The sequence below is a fragment of the Flavobacterium bomense genome, assembly GCF_003970355.1.
Genome location: NZ_RYDJ01000011.1, coordinates 24,780 through 40,635, shown reverse-complemented (window position 1 = coordinate 40,635; position 15,856 = coordinate 24,780). Strand labels below are relative to the sequence as shown.

At 35.8% G+C, this 15,856-nt stretch carries 16 protein-coding genes; 10 read left to right on the top strand and 6 right to left on the bottom strand.

Annotated features, from left to right (window positions below; all coding sequences use genetic code 11):
• Positions 1-19 precede the first annotated feature (19 nt).
• Positions 20-1,585 (bottom strand): NAD(P)/FAD-dependent oxidoreductase, encoded by a 1,566-nt coding sequence (locus EKL98_RS10340; RefSeq protein WP_126562243.1) that lies wholly within the window; start codon positions 1,583-1,585, stop codon positions 20-22.
• A gap of 212 nt (positions 1,586-1,797) precedes the next feature.
• Here EKL98_RS10340 and EKL98_RS10335 point away from each other — a divergent pair, with 212 nt between their 5' ends.
• On the top strand, positions 1,798-2,037 hold the full coding sequence (locus EKL98_RS10335; protein ID WP_126462062.1) for a hypothetical protein: 240 nt from the start codon (positions 1,798-1,800) through the stop codon (positions 2,035-2,037).
• A gap of 95 nt (positions 2,038-2,132) precedes the next feature.
• On the opposite strand, the gene EKL98_RS10330 is transcribed toward EKL98_RS10335, so the two are convergent.
• Together EKL98_RS10330 and EKL98_RS10325 are read right to left on the bottom strand one after the other, a co-directional pair.
• Positions 2,133-2,528 (bottom strand): hypothetical protein, encoded by a 396-nt coding sequence (locus EKL98_RS10330; RefSeq protein ID WP_126562241.1) that lies wholly within the window; start codon positions 2,526-2,528, stop codon positions 2,133-2,135.
• A 9-nt stretch (positions 2,529-2,537) separates the two neighbouring features.
• Positions 2,538-4,733 (bottom strand): RecQ family ATP-dependent DNA helicase, encoded by a 2,196-nt coding sequence (locus EKL98_RS10325; RefSeq protein ID WP_126562239.1) that lies wholly within the window; start codon positions 4,731-4,733, stop codon positions 2,538-2,540.
• 85 nt (positions 4,734-4,818) lie between these two features.
• On the opposite strand from EKL98_RS10325, the gene EKL98_RS10320 reads away from it, so the two are divergent.
• The 7 genes from EKL98_RS10320 to EKL98_RS10285 all read left to right on the top strand — a co-directional run bounded on the left by EKL98_RS10320 (position 4,819) and on the right by EKL98_RS10285 (position 9,131).
• Positions 4,819-5,784: a KpsF/GutQ family sugar-phosphate isomerase gene (locus EKL98_RS10320; protein ID WP_199740693.1), complete on the top strand. Its 966-nt coding sequence runs from the start codon at positions 4,819-4,821 to the stop codon at positions 5,782-5,784.
• On the top strand, positions 5,784-6,599 hold the full coding sequence (gene tatC, locus EKL98_RS10315) for a twin-arginine translocase subunit TatC (protein WP_126453463.1): 816 nt from the start codon (positions 5,784-5,786) through the stop codon (positions 6,597-6,599). Before EKL98_RS10320 ends, tatC begins: the two co-directional genes overlap by 1 nt.
• On the top strand, positions 6,592-6,945 hold the full coding sequence (locus tag EKL98_RS10310) for a carboxymuconolactone decarboxylase family protein (protein WP_126453460.1): 354 nt from the start codon (positions 6,592-6,594) through the stop codon (positions 6,943-6,945). The genes tatC and EKL98_RS10310 overlap by 8 nt, the downstream gene beginning before the upstream one ends.
• A gap of 94 nt (positions 6,946-7,039) precedes the next feature.
• Positions 7,040-7,780, top strand: coding sequence for an LPS export ABC transporter ATP-binding protein (gene lptB / locus EKL98_RS10305; protein WP_066082639.1), 741 nt, complete (start codon positions 7,040-7,042; stop codon positions 7,778-7,780).
• Positions 7,781-7,865: 85 nt separating this feature from the next.
• On the top strand, positions 7,866-8,096 hold the full coding sequence (locus tag EKL98_RS10300) for a DUF5808 domain-containing protein (protein ID WP_126562237.1): 231 nt from the start codon (positions 7,866-7,868) through the stop codon (positions 8,094-8,096).
• 395 nt (positions 8,097-8,491) lie between these two features.
• Positions 8,492-8,791, top strand: a complete 300-nt coding sequence (locus EKL98_RS10290) for a nucleotidyltransferase family protein (protein ID WP_126562235.1) — start codon at positions 8,492-8,494, stop codon at positions 8,789-8,791.
• The gene (locus tag EKL98_RS10285; protein ID WP_126562234.1) at positions 8,784-9,131 is read left to right on the top strand and encodes a HepT-like ribonuclease domain-containing protein; all 348 of its coding nucleotides are present in this window, start codon (positions 8,784-8,786) and stop codon (positions 9,129-9,131) included. Before EKL98_RS10290 ends, EKL98_RS10285 begins: the two co-directional genes overlap by 8 nt.
• Positions 9,132-9,331: 200 nt before the next feature.
• Here EKL98_RS10285 and EKL98_RS10280 read toward each other — a convergent pair whose 3' ends face one another.
• Both EKL98_RS10280 and EKL98_RS10275 read right to left on the bottom strand, forming a co-directional pair.
• A complete protein-coding gene (locus EKL98_RS10280) occupies positions 9,332-10,195 on the bottom strand; it encodes a glycoside hydrolase family 25 protein (RefSeq protein WP_126562232.1) in 864 nt (287 codons plus the stop codon).
• 7 nt (positions 10,196-10,202) lie between these two features.
• A complete protein-coding gene (locus EKL98_RS10275) occupies positions 10,203-10,919 on the bottom strand; it encodes a CDP-alcohol phosphatidyltransferase family protein (RefSeq protein ID WP_126555203.1) in 717 nt (238 codons plus the stop codon).
• 441 nt (positions 10,920-11,360) lie between these two features.
• Between EKL98_RS10275 and EKL98_RS10270 the strand changes: the two genes are divergently transcribed.
• Positions 11,361-12,437, top strand: a complete 1,077-nt coding sequence (locus EKL98_RS10270; RefSeq protein ID WP_449404010.1) for a putative type IX sorting system protein PorV2 — start codon at positions 11,361-11,363, stop codon at positions 12,435-12,437.
• Positions 12,438-12,655: 218 nt separating this feature from the next.
• Positions 12,656-13,795 (top strand): lipoprotein N-acyltransferase Lnb domain-containing protein, encoded by a 1,140-nt coding sequence (locus EKL98_RS10265; protein ID WP_126562230.1) that lies wholly within the window; start codon positions 12,656-12,658, stop codon positions 13,793-13,795.
• A gap of 526 nt (positions 13,796-14,321) precedes the next feature.
• On the opposite strand, the gene EKL98_RS10260 is transcribed toward EKL98_RS10265, so the two are convergent.
• Positions 14,322-15,851, bottom strand: coding sequence for a RagB/SusD family nutrient uptake outer membrane protein (locus tag EKL98_RS10260; RefSeq protein ID WP_158618326.1), 1,530 nt, complete (start codon positions 15,849-15,851; stop codon positions 14,322-14,324).
• Between the last annotated feature and the right edge of the window lie 5 nt (positions 15,852-15,856).

Below are 15,856 nucleotides of genomic sequence, written 5' to 3'. Positions count from 1 at the left end.
ACCTAAATTCCTATTCAGATTATTTTTGGTTTAAAATCGCTCCAATCATCAACGCACATTTCTCGCCATCAATAGCGGCAGAAATAATTCCGCCTGCATAACCTGCGCCTTCTCCACAAGGATACAGCCCTTTTATTTGAACATGTTCATAGGTCAAGGGATCTCTGGGAATACGCACCGGGGATGACGTTCTGGATTCTGGCGCATGAAGCACGGCTTCATTAGTCAAATAACCTCGCATTGATTTTCCAAATTCAGTAAATCCTTCCCGTAATATTTGCGTTAAAAAATCGGGGAAAACCTGTCCCATTTCTACCGAAGTAGTTCCGGGAACATACGATGTTTTTGGGATATCCGATGAAACTCGGTTTTGTGTAAAATCAATCATGCGTTGTGCTGGCACTTTTTGGCTTTCGCCAGCTAAATGCCAAGCGCGTTGCTCGATACTTTTTTGGAATTCCATTCCGGCCAAAGCACCAAATTTAGCAAAAGGTTTAAAATCCTCCAGTTGCAATTCGATTACAATTCCCGAATTAGCAGTAGCCTGATCCCTTTTGGATGGGGACCAACCATTAGTAACCACTTCGCCGGGACTCGTGGCGCAAGGAGCAATCACGCCGCCAGGACACATACAAAAGGAATACATTCCCCGGCCTCCTACTTGTTTCACAATAGAATACGGAGCGGGAGGTAAAAACTCCCCACGGTAATCACAACTGTACTGAATGCTGTCAATCAAAGATTGCGGATGTTCTGCCCGCACGCCCAAGGCAAAAGGTTTGGCCTCGATAAAAATCTTTTTTCGGTCTAACAATTCGAAAATATCACGAGCTGAATGTCCCGTAGCCAAAATGAGTTTATTGGCAAGAATGGTGTCGCCGTTTTGAGTAACAACACCCTGAACTTCATTATTTTTTAATAAAATATCGGTCAATCGGGTTTCAAATAAAACCTGTCCACCACATTCGATGATTTTCTCTCGAATGTCCTGAATAATCTGAGGTAATTTATTTGTTCCAATATGCGGATGCGCCTCAATCAGAATATCTTCAGAGGCTCCAAAAGCGACAAACAATTCCAAGACACGCGTTACATCACCTCTTTTTTTAGAACGCGTATACAACTTCCCGTCCGAATAGGTTCCGGCACCGCCTTCGCCAAAACAATAATTGGAATCTTCATTGACGATATGATCGAGATTGATGGCTTTCAAGTCTCTTCGTCTGCCCCTAACGTCTTTTCCACGCTCGATAACTATAGGCCTTAACCCTAACTCGATCAATTGCAAAGCAGCAAAAAGTCCGGCGGGTCCGGCACCAACAATAATTACTTCTTGAGCTGAGGAAACATTTTTATACTCCGGAAGTTGTGTTTTTTGCTCTTGAAAAAGCTCTCCTTTTAAATAAATTACAACTTTAAGATTGATTTTAATGGCTTTTTGGCGGGCATCGATCGACCTCTTTAAAATAGAAACATGCTGAATCTCATTTACAGAAACGGTAATTTGTTTTGATAAATGTTTTTTTAGCAACACATCATTTGCTGCAATTTCCGGGGATACTTGTAATAAGAGTTCTTGAGGCATTTTTTTAGATTATTCGATTTTCAGATTATTTGACTTTTAAAATGTCAAAATAATCCACGTACAAAAGTAGTATTTTGTACTGACTTCTTCTTGTAGAAAACAGAATCCGTTTTCAATTTTTAAAATTGACTAGTTTTCGAATTAGAGGTTGTAACTTTGTATGCTAAAACAGTTACCCAGTTAAACCATTAACCGATTAATCTTAAGGAAAAATGTCCAGAAAAATAAAATTGATATGGGATTTCCGTGGGCCAGCTTCCGCAAAAACTGCCGAACACCATGAAATCCATTTAAAAGAATACATCGCTATTGAAAAATTGCCATTGAATATCACTGGGTTCGAAATCCAAAGCGAAATGCTTGCCATTGCTTTTATGGTGGTCACCGATGAAAACATGATTCAGGTACGAGATGCTTTGAAACCGCATCGTGGAGAATTATTTACAGTCTAAAGTCATAAAGCCGAAGGTCTAATTGTACAAAAAAATCAAAACAACGGTTGTTATCAAAATTTAAGCCTAATCATAGAACCTTACATCACTTTAAATCAAGTTTGCACTATTTTTCCTGAAGGACATATTAATAAACCCGAATAATAATTGCATTCAAAAGTAACATTTGTCCCAAAAACATCTTTATAAATAGAGGTCAGAAAATAATCAGTCTTACCGTTGCTATTTTCTTTATAATCTTCTTTATAAATGTTTTCAACAACAAATTTTCCATCTATAAATTTAAAATAAGCAACATAACCTCTCCAATTGGCACTGGAAAGGTTAGTTATTAATTTTTCTGGAATTGGATGATCTTTAAAATACCCTTCTAAAGGATTTGATTGTATGGCTAAAGTATCTTTTTCGATAATTAAATAATCCGGAACCTGACCTGTTGCAAATGAGCTGACTGATGCTAAAAAAGCAAAAAACACTTTTAAAAACTTCATAAAATTATTTTAATTCGCCACTTCGCTAATGAATTTTATTCGCATCAGACGCAATTCACAAAGATCATATTCACCGTCAAATTCCTTGAGCGCTGCTTCAATATTATCCGATTCGGATTCCATGAAATACTCGTGAATTTCTTCTTGTTGTTCATCGTCAAGCATGTCGTCAATCCAATATTTTATGTTCAGCTTGGTACCAGAATACACAATTTGTTCCATTTCTTTTATTAAAACATCCATCTTAATCCCTTTTGCGGAAGCAATATCATCGAGCGATAATTTTCTGTCAATATTCTGAATGATATAGAGTTTATTTACTGAATTGACTCCTGTCGATTTTACGACAAGATCTTCCGGACGCGTAATGTCATTTTCTACAACATAGCGGCTGATTAATTCCAGAAATTCCTTTCCATATTTTTTGGCTTTTCCTTCTCCAACCCCATGAATATTAATCAATTCTTCTTGAGAAACCGGATATTTCAAAGCCATATCTTCTAGTGATGGATCCTGAAAAACCACAAATGGTGGAACGCCAACTTTTTTCGCTACTTTTTTACGTAAATCCCGCAACATACCCATCAGAACTTCATCTGCAACTCCGGTAGATTTTGATGCGGTTACAATAGCCTCATCGACTGACTCATTGTATTGATGATCTTCCGACATCATAAAGGATTTTGGTTTTTTTATAAAATCCAGTCCTTTGCCGGTAATTTTGACAATGCCATAGGTTTCTATATCTTTTGATAAATAGCCAGCTACCAAAACCTGTCGCAGCAAGGCCATCCAATATTTTTCATCGTGTTTTGAACCGCATCCAAAAAAAGACTGCGCATCCGTTCTATGCGCCTTGATCACTGCATTGACACGACCAATCAAGGTAAAAACAACTTCTTTTGATTTGTATAAATGTTTGGTATCACGCACCACTTCCAGCAGTTGTACTACATCCGCTTTAGCTTCTGTTTTTGTTTTTGGATTTCTAACGTTGTCATCCATATCTGCTCCTTCGCCCGTGACATCGTCAAATTCTTCTCCAAAGTAATGCAACAGAAACTTTCTTCTGGACATCGAAGTTTCGGCGTAAGCCACAACCTCCTGTAATAAAGCAAATCCAATTTCCTGTTCTGCAACGGGTTTCCCGGACATGAATTTTTCTAATTTCTCGACATCTTTATAGGAGTAATACGCCAAACAATGGCCTTCACCACCATCTCGACCGGCACGTCCTGTTTCCTGATAGTAGCTTTCTAATGATTTAGGAATATCATGGTGAATTACAAAACGCACATCCGGCTTGTCTATTCCCATCCCAAAAGCGATGGTGGCCACTACGACATCGACATCCTCCATAAGGAACATGTCCTGATGTTTGGCACGGGTTTTAGCATCTAATCCCGCATGATATGGCACGGCACTTATCCCGTTGACTTGCAACACCTCGGCAATAGCCTCGACTTTTTTACGGCTCAGGCAATAAATAATACCCGATTTGCCTTTATGCTGTTTGATGAACCGAATAATATCCGATTCAATATTTTTTGTTTTAGTACGGACTTCATAATACAAATTGGGTCTATTGAAGGATGCCTTAAAAGTGGTAGCATCACACATATCCAAGTTTTTGAGAATGTCTTCCTGTACTTTAGGAGTAGCAGTAGCCGTTAGTCCTATAATAGACAAATCACCCAGTTGTTTTATGATGTGTTTCAGGTTCCGGTATTCTGGTCTAAAATCATGTCCCCACTCTGAGATACAATGAGCCTCATCTATGGCTACGAAAGAAATGGGTACGGTTTTTAGAAAATTGACATATTCTTCCTTTGTCAACGATTCTGGCGCAACGTACAAAAGCTTAGTCAATCCAGAGGTAATATCCTTTTTTACTTGCGCAATTTCAGTTTTGGTCAGGGAGGAATTTAAAACATGAGCAATCCCGTTTTCTGAGGATAAACTTCGAATGGCATCAACTTGATTTTTCATCAAAGCGATTAAAGGCGATACTACTATTGCAGTTCCTTCCTGAATTAAAGCTGGCAGCTGGTAGCAAAGTGATTTTCCCCCACCAGTTGGCATTATCACAAAAGTGTTCTGCTTATTCAACAGACTTTTTATGACTTGTTCTTGCAATCCCTTAAATTGGCTGAAGCCAAAATATTTCTTTAATTCTTTGTGTATTTCAATTTCGTTTGAATTCATTCTTTATTATGTGGTATTTTGTATAAATTTGCATCATCTAAAGGTACAAATTTCTTTTACACACACAAATTTTAATTATTCAGTTTTGATAACTACAGAAAATATATTGGCCAGTGCCAAAAAAACTATTTTATCGGAAAGCCAATCCATTGCAAAACTCGCTGATTTTCTGGATGAAAACTTTATTAGTGCCACACAAAGCATCTATAATACTGCCGGAAGACTAGTAGTAACAGGGATAGGAAAAAGCGCTATTATTGCCCAAAAAATGGTGGCTACTTTTAACTCTACCGGAACTCCGTCGTTGTTTCTTCATGCCTCCGAAGCCATTCATGGTGATTTAGGAATGATACAAAATGACGATGTGATTATTTGTATTTCGAAAAGCGGCAACAGTCCGGAGATAAAAGTACTGGTTCCGTTATTGAAGCGTTTTGGCAATACCTTGATTGCCATTACTGGAAATACGTCCTCTTTTCTTGCCAAAGGATCTGATTTTGTATTGAATACTACCGTCACCTCCGAAGCCTGTCCAAACAATCTTGCGCCTACAAACAGCACTACCGCACAACTTGTCATGGGGGATGCACTTGCGGTTTGCCTGATGGAAATGCGCGATTTCAAACCGGAAGATTTTGCAGTCTACCATCCTGGGGGCGCATTAGGAAAAAAATTATTGCTCAAAGTGAAAGATATGTTAGAGCACAGTCTCAAACCGATGGTTACTCCGGATGCTTCAATCAAGAAAGTTATTTTCGAAATTTCAGAAAAGCGTCTTGGCGTCACTGCAGTTGTAGATCAGCATAAGGTAATCGGAATCATTACGGACGGAGATATAAGAAGAATGCTCAATGAACGAGATAATTTCACTGATTTAACCGCAAAAGATATTATGACAAAAAACCCAAAAATGACTTCTTCGGAAGCTATGGTAGTTGAGGCATTCAACATAATGGAAGATTTTTCTATCACCCAATTAGTAGTGGTTGATCATGGCGAATACAAAGGAGTTTTACATATACACGACATTTTAAAAGAAGGAATACTATAATGGCAAAGAAAAACTTAAACGAAATGTCCTTTTTAGATCATCTTGAAGAATTAAGATGGTTATTAGTTCGAAGTACTGTGGCTATATTAATCCTGGCCACTGTTACATTTTTTATCAGTGACTATATTTTTGACGTTATCATCTTTGGACCAACCAATCCAAATTTTATTACCTACCGTGCTTTTTGTGATTTATCACATTATTTGGGTTTTGCTGATAGTATTTGCGTAACCGAAATGGCTTTTATCATTCAAAACACCAATATGGAAGGGCAGATCAATGTATTGATCTGGACCTGTATCACTGCCGGTTTTATATTGGGATTTCCTTTTGTATTATGGGAAATCTGGAAATTTATAAGCCCAGCATTGTATGAAACCGAAAAAAAACACGCAAAGCTTTTTGTGATCACCTCCTCCTTGCTCTTTTTCATGGGTGTCCTTTTTGGTTATTTCGTAATTGTCCCCATGTCGATGAACTTTTTTGCTACATTTACCATAAGTGATGTAGTAAAAAATCAGTTTAGCGTTGATTCCTACATTGGGATGGTAAAAACCAGTGTTATCGCTTGCGGATTATTTTTTGAATTACCAATAATTATCTATTTCCTGACTAAATTAGGCTTGGTAACCCCTGAATTTTTGAGGAAATATTGGAAATATGCCGTAGTCATCATCCTTATAGTAGCGGCAATTGTAACACCTCCGGATGTGGTGAGTCAAATAATTGTAACCATCCCGATGTTGTTAATCTATGAAGCAAGTATCTTAATATCGAAAATAGTTGTAAAAAATCAAAAAAAAGTAAATGGCTGATATCATAAATGAATTCAACGAATACCGTTCGAAAATGAACGAAAAATTATTGGCAGACAATAATAAAATTGTAAAGCGAATTTTTAATTTGGATACCAATGCGTATGCTCCAGGCGCTTTGGATGTAAAAACAAAAGAGCTTTTAGGCCTTGTTGCTTCGGCCGTTTTACGCTGCGATGATTGCGTAAAATACCATTTGGAGACGAGCTTCAAAGAAGGTGTCACCAAAGAAGAAATGATGGAGGCGATGGGAATTGCTACACTTGTTGGCGGAACTATTGTTGTGCCTCATTTGCGCAGAGCCTATGAGTTCTGGGAAGCACTGGAGGAAACCGCAACAAAATAATTTGTTAAGAAGTTCTATCGTTTAATTGTTTATTCGTTTATTTGACGATTAAACAATTAAACTATTGATGCGTTAAACGATTAAACCAAAAAAAATGAAATTACGAGCCGAAAATCTAATCAAAACCTACAAAGGACGCAGTGTTGTCAAAGGCATTTCGGTAGAGGTAAATCAAGGCGAAATCGTTGGACTCTTGGGGCCTAACGGTGCCGGAAAGACAACTTCATTTTACATGATTGTGGGATTAGTAAAACCCAATTCCGGAAATATATTCCTAGATGATTTGAACATCACAGATTACCCGATGTATAAAAGAGCACAGCAGGGAATTGGTTATTTAGCTCAAGAAGCTTCCGTTTTTAGAAAATTAAGCATCGAAGACAATATATTAAGTGTTTTGCAATTGACAAAATTATCCAAAGCGGAACAAGAAGCAAAAATGGAAAGTTTAATTGATGAGTTTAGTTTAGAACACATTAGAACCAATCGTGGGGATTTACTTTCCGGCGGTGAACGCCGCAGAACTGAAATAGCCCGTTGTCTGGCTACAGATCCAAAATTCATTTTATTAGATGAACCATTTGCCGGTGTCGATCCTGTTGCCGTTGAAGACATTCAGCGAATTGTAGCGCAATTAAAAAATAAAAATATCGGAATTCTTATTACAGATCACAACGTTCAGGAAACCTTAGCCATCACTGATAAAACCTACCTGATGTTTGAAGGTGGCATCCTTAAAGCCGGAATTCCAGAAGAATTAGTTGAGGATGAAATGGTACGTCGTGTGTATCTGGGGCAAAATTTCGAGTTGAGAAAGAAAAAATTGGAATTTTAAAAAGTGATCAATTCTTAAGTGATCAGAAGCTTGGTTATAAAATTACTATTTCATAATTTTTTATTTAAACCTAAAATTTACAAAAATGGTAGATCAAGACAACCCAAGTCAAGAGACATTAGAGAAATGGAGTAAAGATCCCGACAACTGGATTTGGGGAGTGTTTTATTACAACAAAGGAGATAAACGTATTTTACCCCCTAAAAAAAATGCTTGGATGGGCAACACAATAAATTTTGCCAATCCTAAATCAGTACTTTTTTTGATTGGAGCCCTATTATTTTTTGCCTTTGTGACCTTTTCTATCCTAAAATAGCAATAATTTATTCCACAGCAATATAGCGCAACTGTTGCAAATCTCCACTATAAATATTAAAATCGACATTCCCTTTTATCCCCGGAACTGATGCCTTTTCAGTGAATTGCTAAAACAACCTCCAATCAGACGCATTAAAATAAATTTAAGTCAAACCACATAGAAGCATAGTATTTATTCCTGTGAAAAAAAAAATTGATGGTGATAAGAGTTCACAATAGAAAAAAAAGCAGTGGCTTTTTTTCTATGTCACCTAAATTTCGACTGTTCGTAACAGATTTAAATCAAAAATTAAATTAAATTCTATGCTTCTATGTGGTTCAATTTTAATGCGTTTGACCTGCGACCTTTTCAGAAACTCACAACATATAAGAAAAAATCTATATCTTTGATATATGAATCTAATAAGCCTAAATAAAGAAACAATTAAAAATTTATGTGAAACACATAATGTAGAAAAGTTATATCTTTTTGGTTCTGCAACAACTTCTTCTTTTAATGAAAAAAGTGACATTGATTTCTTAGTGAAATTTAAATCTTTTGACCTTAAATTATACTTCTTAAACTACATTGATCTTAAAACTAAACTTAAACATTTACTGCAAAGAGAAATTGATTTAGTAGAAGAACAAACTTTAAAAAACCCCTACTTAATTAGTTCTATTGAAGAAAACAAACAATTAATTTATGGATAAAAAAATCCTAAAACGGCTTTATGATGTCCAAGTGTCTATTGATGAAATAAACAGTTATTTTATAGATGAAAAGATGGATTTTTTTGAATACAGAAAAAACATAATGAGAAAAAGAGCCGTAGAACGGAATCTTGAAATTATAGGAGAAGCAATAAACAGCATATTAAAAACTGACAGTTCTTTTACTTCCAAAATTACTGATGCAACCGCAATCGTTGGATTAAGAAACCAAGTAATTCATGCCTACGATAACATATCCGATGAAACTATTTGGGCTATACTTACCAATCACTTACCAAAATTAAAAATCGAAATAGATACAGTATTGAAAAATAACTAAAGTAAAAATTCAATAACTTATTTTACTCTAAAATCGTAAGAGTTGCAAATCAGAAGCTAAAACCTTTCACTAATTTATTTTTCACTATTCACTGAACACTGCTTATTAACTACTGCTCACTGACTACTGAATACTGATCACTGAATACTGAACACTGAACACTGCTCACTTCTCACTGACCACTTCTCATTAAAAAAAAACTACTCCACGGTAATATACCGCAACTGCTCCAAATCTCCATTGTAAATATTGACATCTACATTGCCATTTATTCCTGGAACAGAAGCTTTCTCCGTAAATTGCCAAAACAACCAGTCTTTGGCTATTTCCTCCCTGTAAAAATTATAATTGGCTATCCAAAAAAGATAATCGCCGAATTCCTCTTTCAAAAAATCATCGTAATAGCGCTCGCCGGTATAGATAATAGGCCTCACCCCGTAATGGGATTCTACAGCATTTAACCACCTTTTCAAGCCTAATTTAAGATTTTCAATCGACTGGTTTTTAGGTAATTTTTCAATATCCAAAACAGGCGGTAAATCTCCCTTTTGAAGGGTGACGGTTTTGATAAAAAGTTGGGCTTGTTCAATTGAATTTTCGTTAGGACGATAATAATGATAGGCGCCTCTAATCATTTTATTTTCTTTGGCACCCAACCAGTTCCGCTCAAAATTTCGGTCTTTCCGGTCTTTCCCAACCGTAGCGCGAATAAACACAAAATGTAGTGGATATTTATTTTCTAAAGTATCCACATAAGTCCATCTGATTTTACCTTGGTATTCTGAAACATCTAAACCGATACTTTTTCCTTCGTGCTTTTCTAAAACCTGAAAATTTCGAACATCAGAAATGCGCTTGGCTTCAGTTTCTTCTTGTAGAATTTTATCCGATTTAAAACTAAAATAGTACGCTAAACCATCTCTATAATGATATCCAACAGCAGCCATCAGTGCTACTAAAAGAGTACCAATAGAATAGCGTAAAACCTTTCCGGAGAAAACAGTTGCTTTCTTCTTATGTTTACGGACAAGGGTAGTTTTTCTTCGTACGGTTTGTTTTCTCATTCAAAAATTACTTTTTGACTACTTTATTATTCAAAACCGACAGTAAAACATAAAACAGTATCAGTAATGGAATTCCTAAATAGCGAAAGAAAACCAACAATAGAAAAGCACAGATCAAAAAGACAATTTGAAGGGTGTTTTCTTTGAAACTGAATTTCTTGATTTTCAGAGAAAATAACGGAATTTCCGCATTTAGCATAAAGGCGCTCAATACGGTTAGCACTAATAAAAACCATGGGTTGGTCAATAGTTCAACAATAAATATAGAATCGGTATATTTCAAAACCAACGGCAGACTCAGAATAAACAGTGCATTGGCAGGCGTTGGCAAACCAATAAAAGAATCTGTTTGACGGGTATCGATATTAAAATTAGCCAAACGATAACAAGAGCCCAACGCAATTACAAAACCCAAATAAGGGAAAAACTGCAAATAACCTGCTGGTGCAGTTGTTGCATGACTAATCATCATTTGAAACATCACTAAACCCGGGACAACTCCGCTGGTCACCATATCTGCCAAAGAATCCAACTGCAATCCCAACGGACTTGACACCCTGAATAATCGGGCAAAAAAACCATCAAAAAAGTCCAAAAATATACCCAGACAAACAAAATAAAAGGCCATTTCAAAATCTTTATTAAAAGCAAATACCAGCGCAATGCACCCACAAAAAAGATTCAGTAACGTAATTAAATTCGGGATATGCTTTTTAATAGTCATCATAATAAAGTTTAAGTACACAAAGATGGCAAATTTAACATAATAAGTGAATGAAAAGTACGTTTTGTAATAGAGATTTAAACCGCTACAGCCAAGTAGCTTTTTAAGGACTCAAAACTCTGAAAGGGGCATTTCTAAATTATGTGCAAATAATTCAAACAACAGCTGTAAAAAAGGTATTCTTCCTTTTGTAATTTACTATGATTCTAAAAAAATGAATAAAAACAAACTTTTCAAGTACTATCCGCGTGTTAATTTAATTCTTTACGACCATTGTTACCCATAAATTTTTTAGCTCAAGAAACTAGAAGATCCAATAAATTCAGGACTAATCCACACTAAATTGATCCGCAATACTAAATTCAGCAGCAAAATGAAATATCCTCAGTAAAAAATTATATTTTTGATAAAAATTAAACAGACTTTTAGTTCGTAAAAATGATGCCCTTAAAAAAAAGCTTTTTAGTAGCAATCCTCTTGGCAAGCACCCTCACGTATGGCCAAGCGGTTAGAAAATACTCCAATGAATTCATGAATATCGGGGTTGATGCGGCTGCATTGGGCATGTCAAATACTGTCGTGGCTTCAACCAGAGATGTCAATTCAGGATATTGGAATCCCGCTGGCTTGATTCATCTGGAAGACCATCAGGTTTCAGTAATGCATGCTAATTATTTTGCAAATATTGCCCAATACGATTACTTGGCCTACGCCAGCCCAATTGATGATCACAGTGCTTGGGGCATTTCATTAATACGTTTTGGAGTTGATGATATATTAAACACCACTGAATTAATCGATAGTCAGGGTAATATTGACTACAACCGAATCAGTCTTTTCTCTACGGCTGATTATGGATTTACCTTTTCCTATGCCAGAAAACTACCCGTTCCCGGATTTCAATATGGTATAAGCGCTAAAGTGATTCGCCGAATCATCGGGAAATTTGCTAATTCTTGGGGATTTGGTTTTGATGCCGGAATCCAATTCGAAAAAAACAACTGGCAATTTGGGCTAATGCTCCGCGACATTACCACGACGTATAACGTGTGGAATATTGACAAAGACGAATATAAAAAAATTGCTGGTGCCATTCCTGAAGAAAACCAAGAATTACCGGAAAGTACCGAAATTACTGCCCCAAAAGCACAATTGGGTATTGCTAAAAGGTTCATCATTCGGTATGATTACAGCATTCAGGCTGCAGCCAATGTGAATATGCGCTTTGCCAGAACCAATGATTTAATTGCAACTAATTTTATAAGTATTGATCCCGCTTTAGGACTGGAATTTGGCTACACTGATTTGGTCTTCGTTCGTGCCGGAGTGGGTAATTTTCAGAATGTACAGCAATTAGACCAGACGGAAAGAGTAGGTTTCCAACCTAATATTGGCTTGGGATTTAAATACAAAGGTATTCAGATTGACTATGCATTGACCGATTTAGGCAATCAAAGTACCGCTTTATACTCAAATATTTTTTCGGTGAAAGTAGATTTGGGAATGTTCCGAAATTAATTTAACAGAACCTTTATAATCAAATAATGCTGTGGATTATGATTCCATTTTTTAAAAGTTCACGATACGTTAGAAAACATGAATTCTGATTTTAACCACCAAACTTTCTGCTTCATTTTTGTTTCTTTGAGTATCTTTGGAAAACAAATACAATCAATGCGGACGCAAATTTATTTTTTAAATACATAAGCGCCCTATTACCCTTTAAAAGCTAACGAATGCAAACCTCTTCTTTCAAAAAAATAATTTTCTTCCTGTTTTTATTTTTAACGGCACCGTGTAGTTTTGGACAAAACATCCAATTATCAAAAAACACGAAGGTCAGTGTACTAACCTGTGGAACAGGCAATGAATCGTATTCTCTTTTTGGCCACACGGCAATTCGCGTTCAGGATACAATAAATGCAATTGATGTGGTATATAATTATGGAGCTTTTGATTTTAACACCCCTAATTTCGTGATGAAATTTATAAAAGGAGACCTACAGTATTTTGCTGTAGCAAATTCCTATCCAGATTTCATCAATCAATATCAGTACGAAAGAAGATCTGTTTATGAGCAGGAGCTGAATATTCCTAAACATTTAAAACAAAAACTGTTTGACAACCTCAATACATCCTTAGCATCAGGAGAAAGTTATTACACCTATAAGTTTATCGATAAAAACTGCACCTCGATGGTTGTTGCCATTATCAACAAAACACTAGATACAACCGCTATTGTAAAAAATGCTGATACTGACCTCACCTACAGAACTATTTTGTATCCGTATTTTTATGGTCATTTCTATGAAAAGTTAGGGACTAGTATCATTTTTGGAAAAAAAGTAGATCAATTAGGCACGCAATTATTTCTTCCCTTTGAATTGCAAAAAAGCCTGAAAAAAGTTTTTTTTCAAAACCGTCCGCTGGCACCGGAAAACAAAACCATAATCGAATTCAAAAATGAAGTTCCCTTCTCTTGGTGGAACAATCCGTATACCTATTTTTTACTGCTTGCTCTAATCATTTTTATAAACAAAAAGGGTATCAATTTGTTGTACCTTATTCTAATGGCAACAATAGGACTATTCTTTACGTTTATTGGGTTTTATTCAGATCATCTTGAGCTGGGTTACAACTACAACATTTTGTTGTTTAACCCAACCTTAATAGGGTTATTGTATTTTTATTGGAAAAAGGGCCAAAAAGGGATCTATAATTTGGTTTTATTTAATCTGCTCTCCGTTGTACTCTATTTCTTTTTGATAATCAACAAAGCACATTTAGTAATAGTTTTACCCTTAATGGTAACCAGCGGAATTATTTTAGTGCGACTGGCCATCCAAAATAAAAAAAGAATTCCTACACTATTGTAACATCTTAATTTACTATACCTGAATTATTCTAAACAAATATTAAAATTTTTTAACTACCAATTTAATGGTTTTTTAAAATTTTAAAAAAACATGTAATTCGTCACTGAAATAAATATGAAAACAAAAGTACCTTAAAAGAATAGTTTAAGCTCAATGCGCCTTTAACGTCACTATTTTGGATCTATTAGCAAAAACAGAGTCGTTGTAAATTGGTCTGTTCAGTTGACGCAATATTCATTCAAATATATTTATCAATACTTCTTTTTGAAAAAAAAGAATCCTTTATTGTCATTTGTACCGGATGCCTGATCGTTTGTATTTCTTTGAAGCTCCCAAAGAAATGCTTTTGTGTGGGATAATTGTACGGGTTTTAATAATAGCACCTAATGTACACTGGTTTTTCTTGATATTACAGAAATCGCAACTAAATCATCCTATAAAAAGAGATAAAAATCAAACGTCAAGAAAACCAAAAGACATAAAAAAACCGGCATAAAGCCGGTTTCTATAGGAAATACTAATTTAATTAATATCCTGCATTTTGTTGAATAGTAGGGTTTGCATTCAACTCAACCTGAGGAATTGGCAATGCAAATTTAGGACTAGTCAATGGTAAATTAGATGGATTTCCAGCCGGATAGTTCGCTGAACTTGAACTATAGTCCGCAGGATCTCTATTGATACCTGCACCTGCTAAAACACCTATTCTTTTTAAATCTATGAAACGGTATCCTTCAAAAGCGAATTCTAGTCTTCTTTGATCTAAAATAGCTTTCCAAGCTGCCGTAGCATTAGCATATACTGGTAAAGTTTGTGCAGTAGAATAACGTTTATCTAAAATAGATTTTATTGCTGAAGCAGCACCTGCTAAATCACCCGCAGCCACTCTCGCTTCGGCCTTGATAAAATACATCTCAGATAATCTAACGATTTTAAAATCACTATTTAAATTACCTACTGTAGAAGTACCTGGATGTTTAGCTAAAACTAATACATCCGTGTTTCTATAATCAGTAGAAGTTGCATAATTAGCATCTGGAACTGATGTTGGGTGCACTATAGTTGATCTTCTTATGTCGGTTGTACTTAAAGCATTGTACAACGATCTACCTATTTCATAGAATGGAGAACCATCCTTCGTAGGATTTACAGAGGCATAACCATTACCAAGGTTAGCTGCTTGAGAAGATTGTTGCAATGTTCTTTTCAGTCTAAAAATTACTTCTACATTGGCTGGTTCTGAATCCGTGTGAAAAACACTGTTGTAATTAGAGACATCCGCTAACACTAGACCTGATGTACTGATCACATCATTAGCCCAAATTTCAGCATTAGTATAATCGCCTTTTAGAACAAATGCTCTAGATTTTAACGCTTTTACTAAATTCTTACCTGCATATAATTTCGCAGTAGCTCCTGAGTACGGACTTGAAGTGGCGGCATTAAACAACACCAAAGCAGCATCTAGGTCACTATGAATAGACGCATAAAAAACACCATTTGTAGATCTTTGCATCCCCGGTTCAGCTGAAGTAACTACTCTGGTAATTAAAACTGCAGCCAACGCATCGTTGCTCTTAAGATCCGGAGAAAAATAAGAAAGCAACTTCATGTGAGATAGTGCTCTTACCGTTAAAGCTTCTGCTTTAAGCCTGTTCAAATTTGCTTTTTCAGCTGCATCAGTTGTAGTTGCCAATAATTGATCCGCAAATACAATTACACGATTAGCTCTTGAAAGAGTGAAATAAGAAGCGGTCCAGATATTAGAAGGTGATGCAGAACTTACGTTCAAAAAGAAAACATAATCATCATTAATTCCCTGACCTCCGTTAGCAAATCCAATACCAACTTCATCAGTAAAAACAGAACTAAAAATAATATCCTCTCTGTTGGTTAATAAACCATAAGTGGAGTTCATCAACCTTTGTAAATCCGTAGAACTAGTGAACGCAACTTCTTCTGTTAGCGATCCCGGAGTAAAAGGGTCTAATAAATCATTATTGCACGATACAAAAAGAGTACCCGCTAATATTGATAAAATAAATATTTTTTTCATTTTCA

Bases quoted from the DNA above. Each gene is read 5' to 3' on its own strand.
- EKL98_RS10340 (WP_126562243.1), bottom strand. From the start codon at position 1,585: ATGCCTCAAGAACTCTTATTACAAGTATCCCCGGAAATTGCAGCAAAT.
- EKL98_RS10335 (WP_126462062.1), top strand. From the start codon at position 1,798: ATGTCCAGAAAAATAAAATTGATATGGGATTTCCGTGGGCCAGCTTCC.
- EKL98_RS10330 (WP_126562241.1), bottom strand. From the start codon at position 2,528: ATGAAGTTTTTAAAAGTGTTTTTTGCTTTTTTAGCATCAGTCAGCTCA.
- EKL98_RS10325 (WP_126562239.1), bottom strand. From the start codon at position 4,733: ATGAATTCAAACGAAATTGAAATACACAAAGAATTAAAGAAATATTTT.
- tatC (WP_126453463.1), top strand. From the start codon at position 5,784: ATGGCAAAGAAAAACTTAAACGAAATGTCCTTTTTAGATCATCTTGAA.
- EKL98_RS10310 (WP_126453460.1), top strand. From the start codon at position 6,592: ATGGCTGATATCATAAATGAATTCAACGAATACCGTTCGAAAATGAAC.
- lptB (WP_066082639.1), top strand. From the start codon at position 7,040: ATGAAATTACGAGCCGAAAATCTAATCAAAACCTACAAAGGACGCAGT.
- EKL98_RS10300 (WP_126562237.1), top strand. From the start codon at position 7,866: ATGGTAGATCAAGACAACCCAAGTCAAGAGACATTAGAGAAATGGAGT.
- EKL98_RS10290 (WP_126562235.1), top strand. From the start codon at position 8,492: ATGAATCTAATAAGCCTAAATAAAGAAACAATTAAAAATTTATGTGAA.
- EKL98_RS10285 (WP_126562234.1), top strand. From the start codon at position 8,784: ATGGATAAAAAAATCCTAAAACGGCTTTATGATGTCCAAGTGTCTATT.
- EKL98_RS10280 (WP_126562232.1), bottom strand. From the start codon at position 10,195: ATGAGAAAACAAACCGTACGAAGAAAAACTACCCTTGTCCGTAAACAT.
- EKL98_RS10275 (WP_126555203.1), bottom strand. From the start codon at position 10,919: ATGACTATTAAAAAGCATATCCCGAATTTAATTACGTTACTGAATCTT.
- EKL98_RS10270 (WP_449404010.1), top strand. From the start codon at position 11,361: ATGCCCTTAAAAAAAAGCTTTTTAGTAGCAATCCTCTTGGCAAGCACC.
- EKL98_RS10265 (WP_126562230.1), top strand. From the start codon at position 12,656: ATGCAAACCTCTTCTTTCAAAAAAATAATTTTCTTCCTGTTTTTATTT.
- EKL98_RS10260 (WP_158618326.1), bottom strand. From the start codon at position 15,851: ATGAAAAAAATATTTATTTTATCAATATTAGCGGGTACTCTTTTTGTA.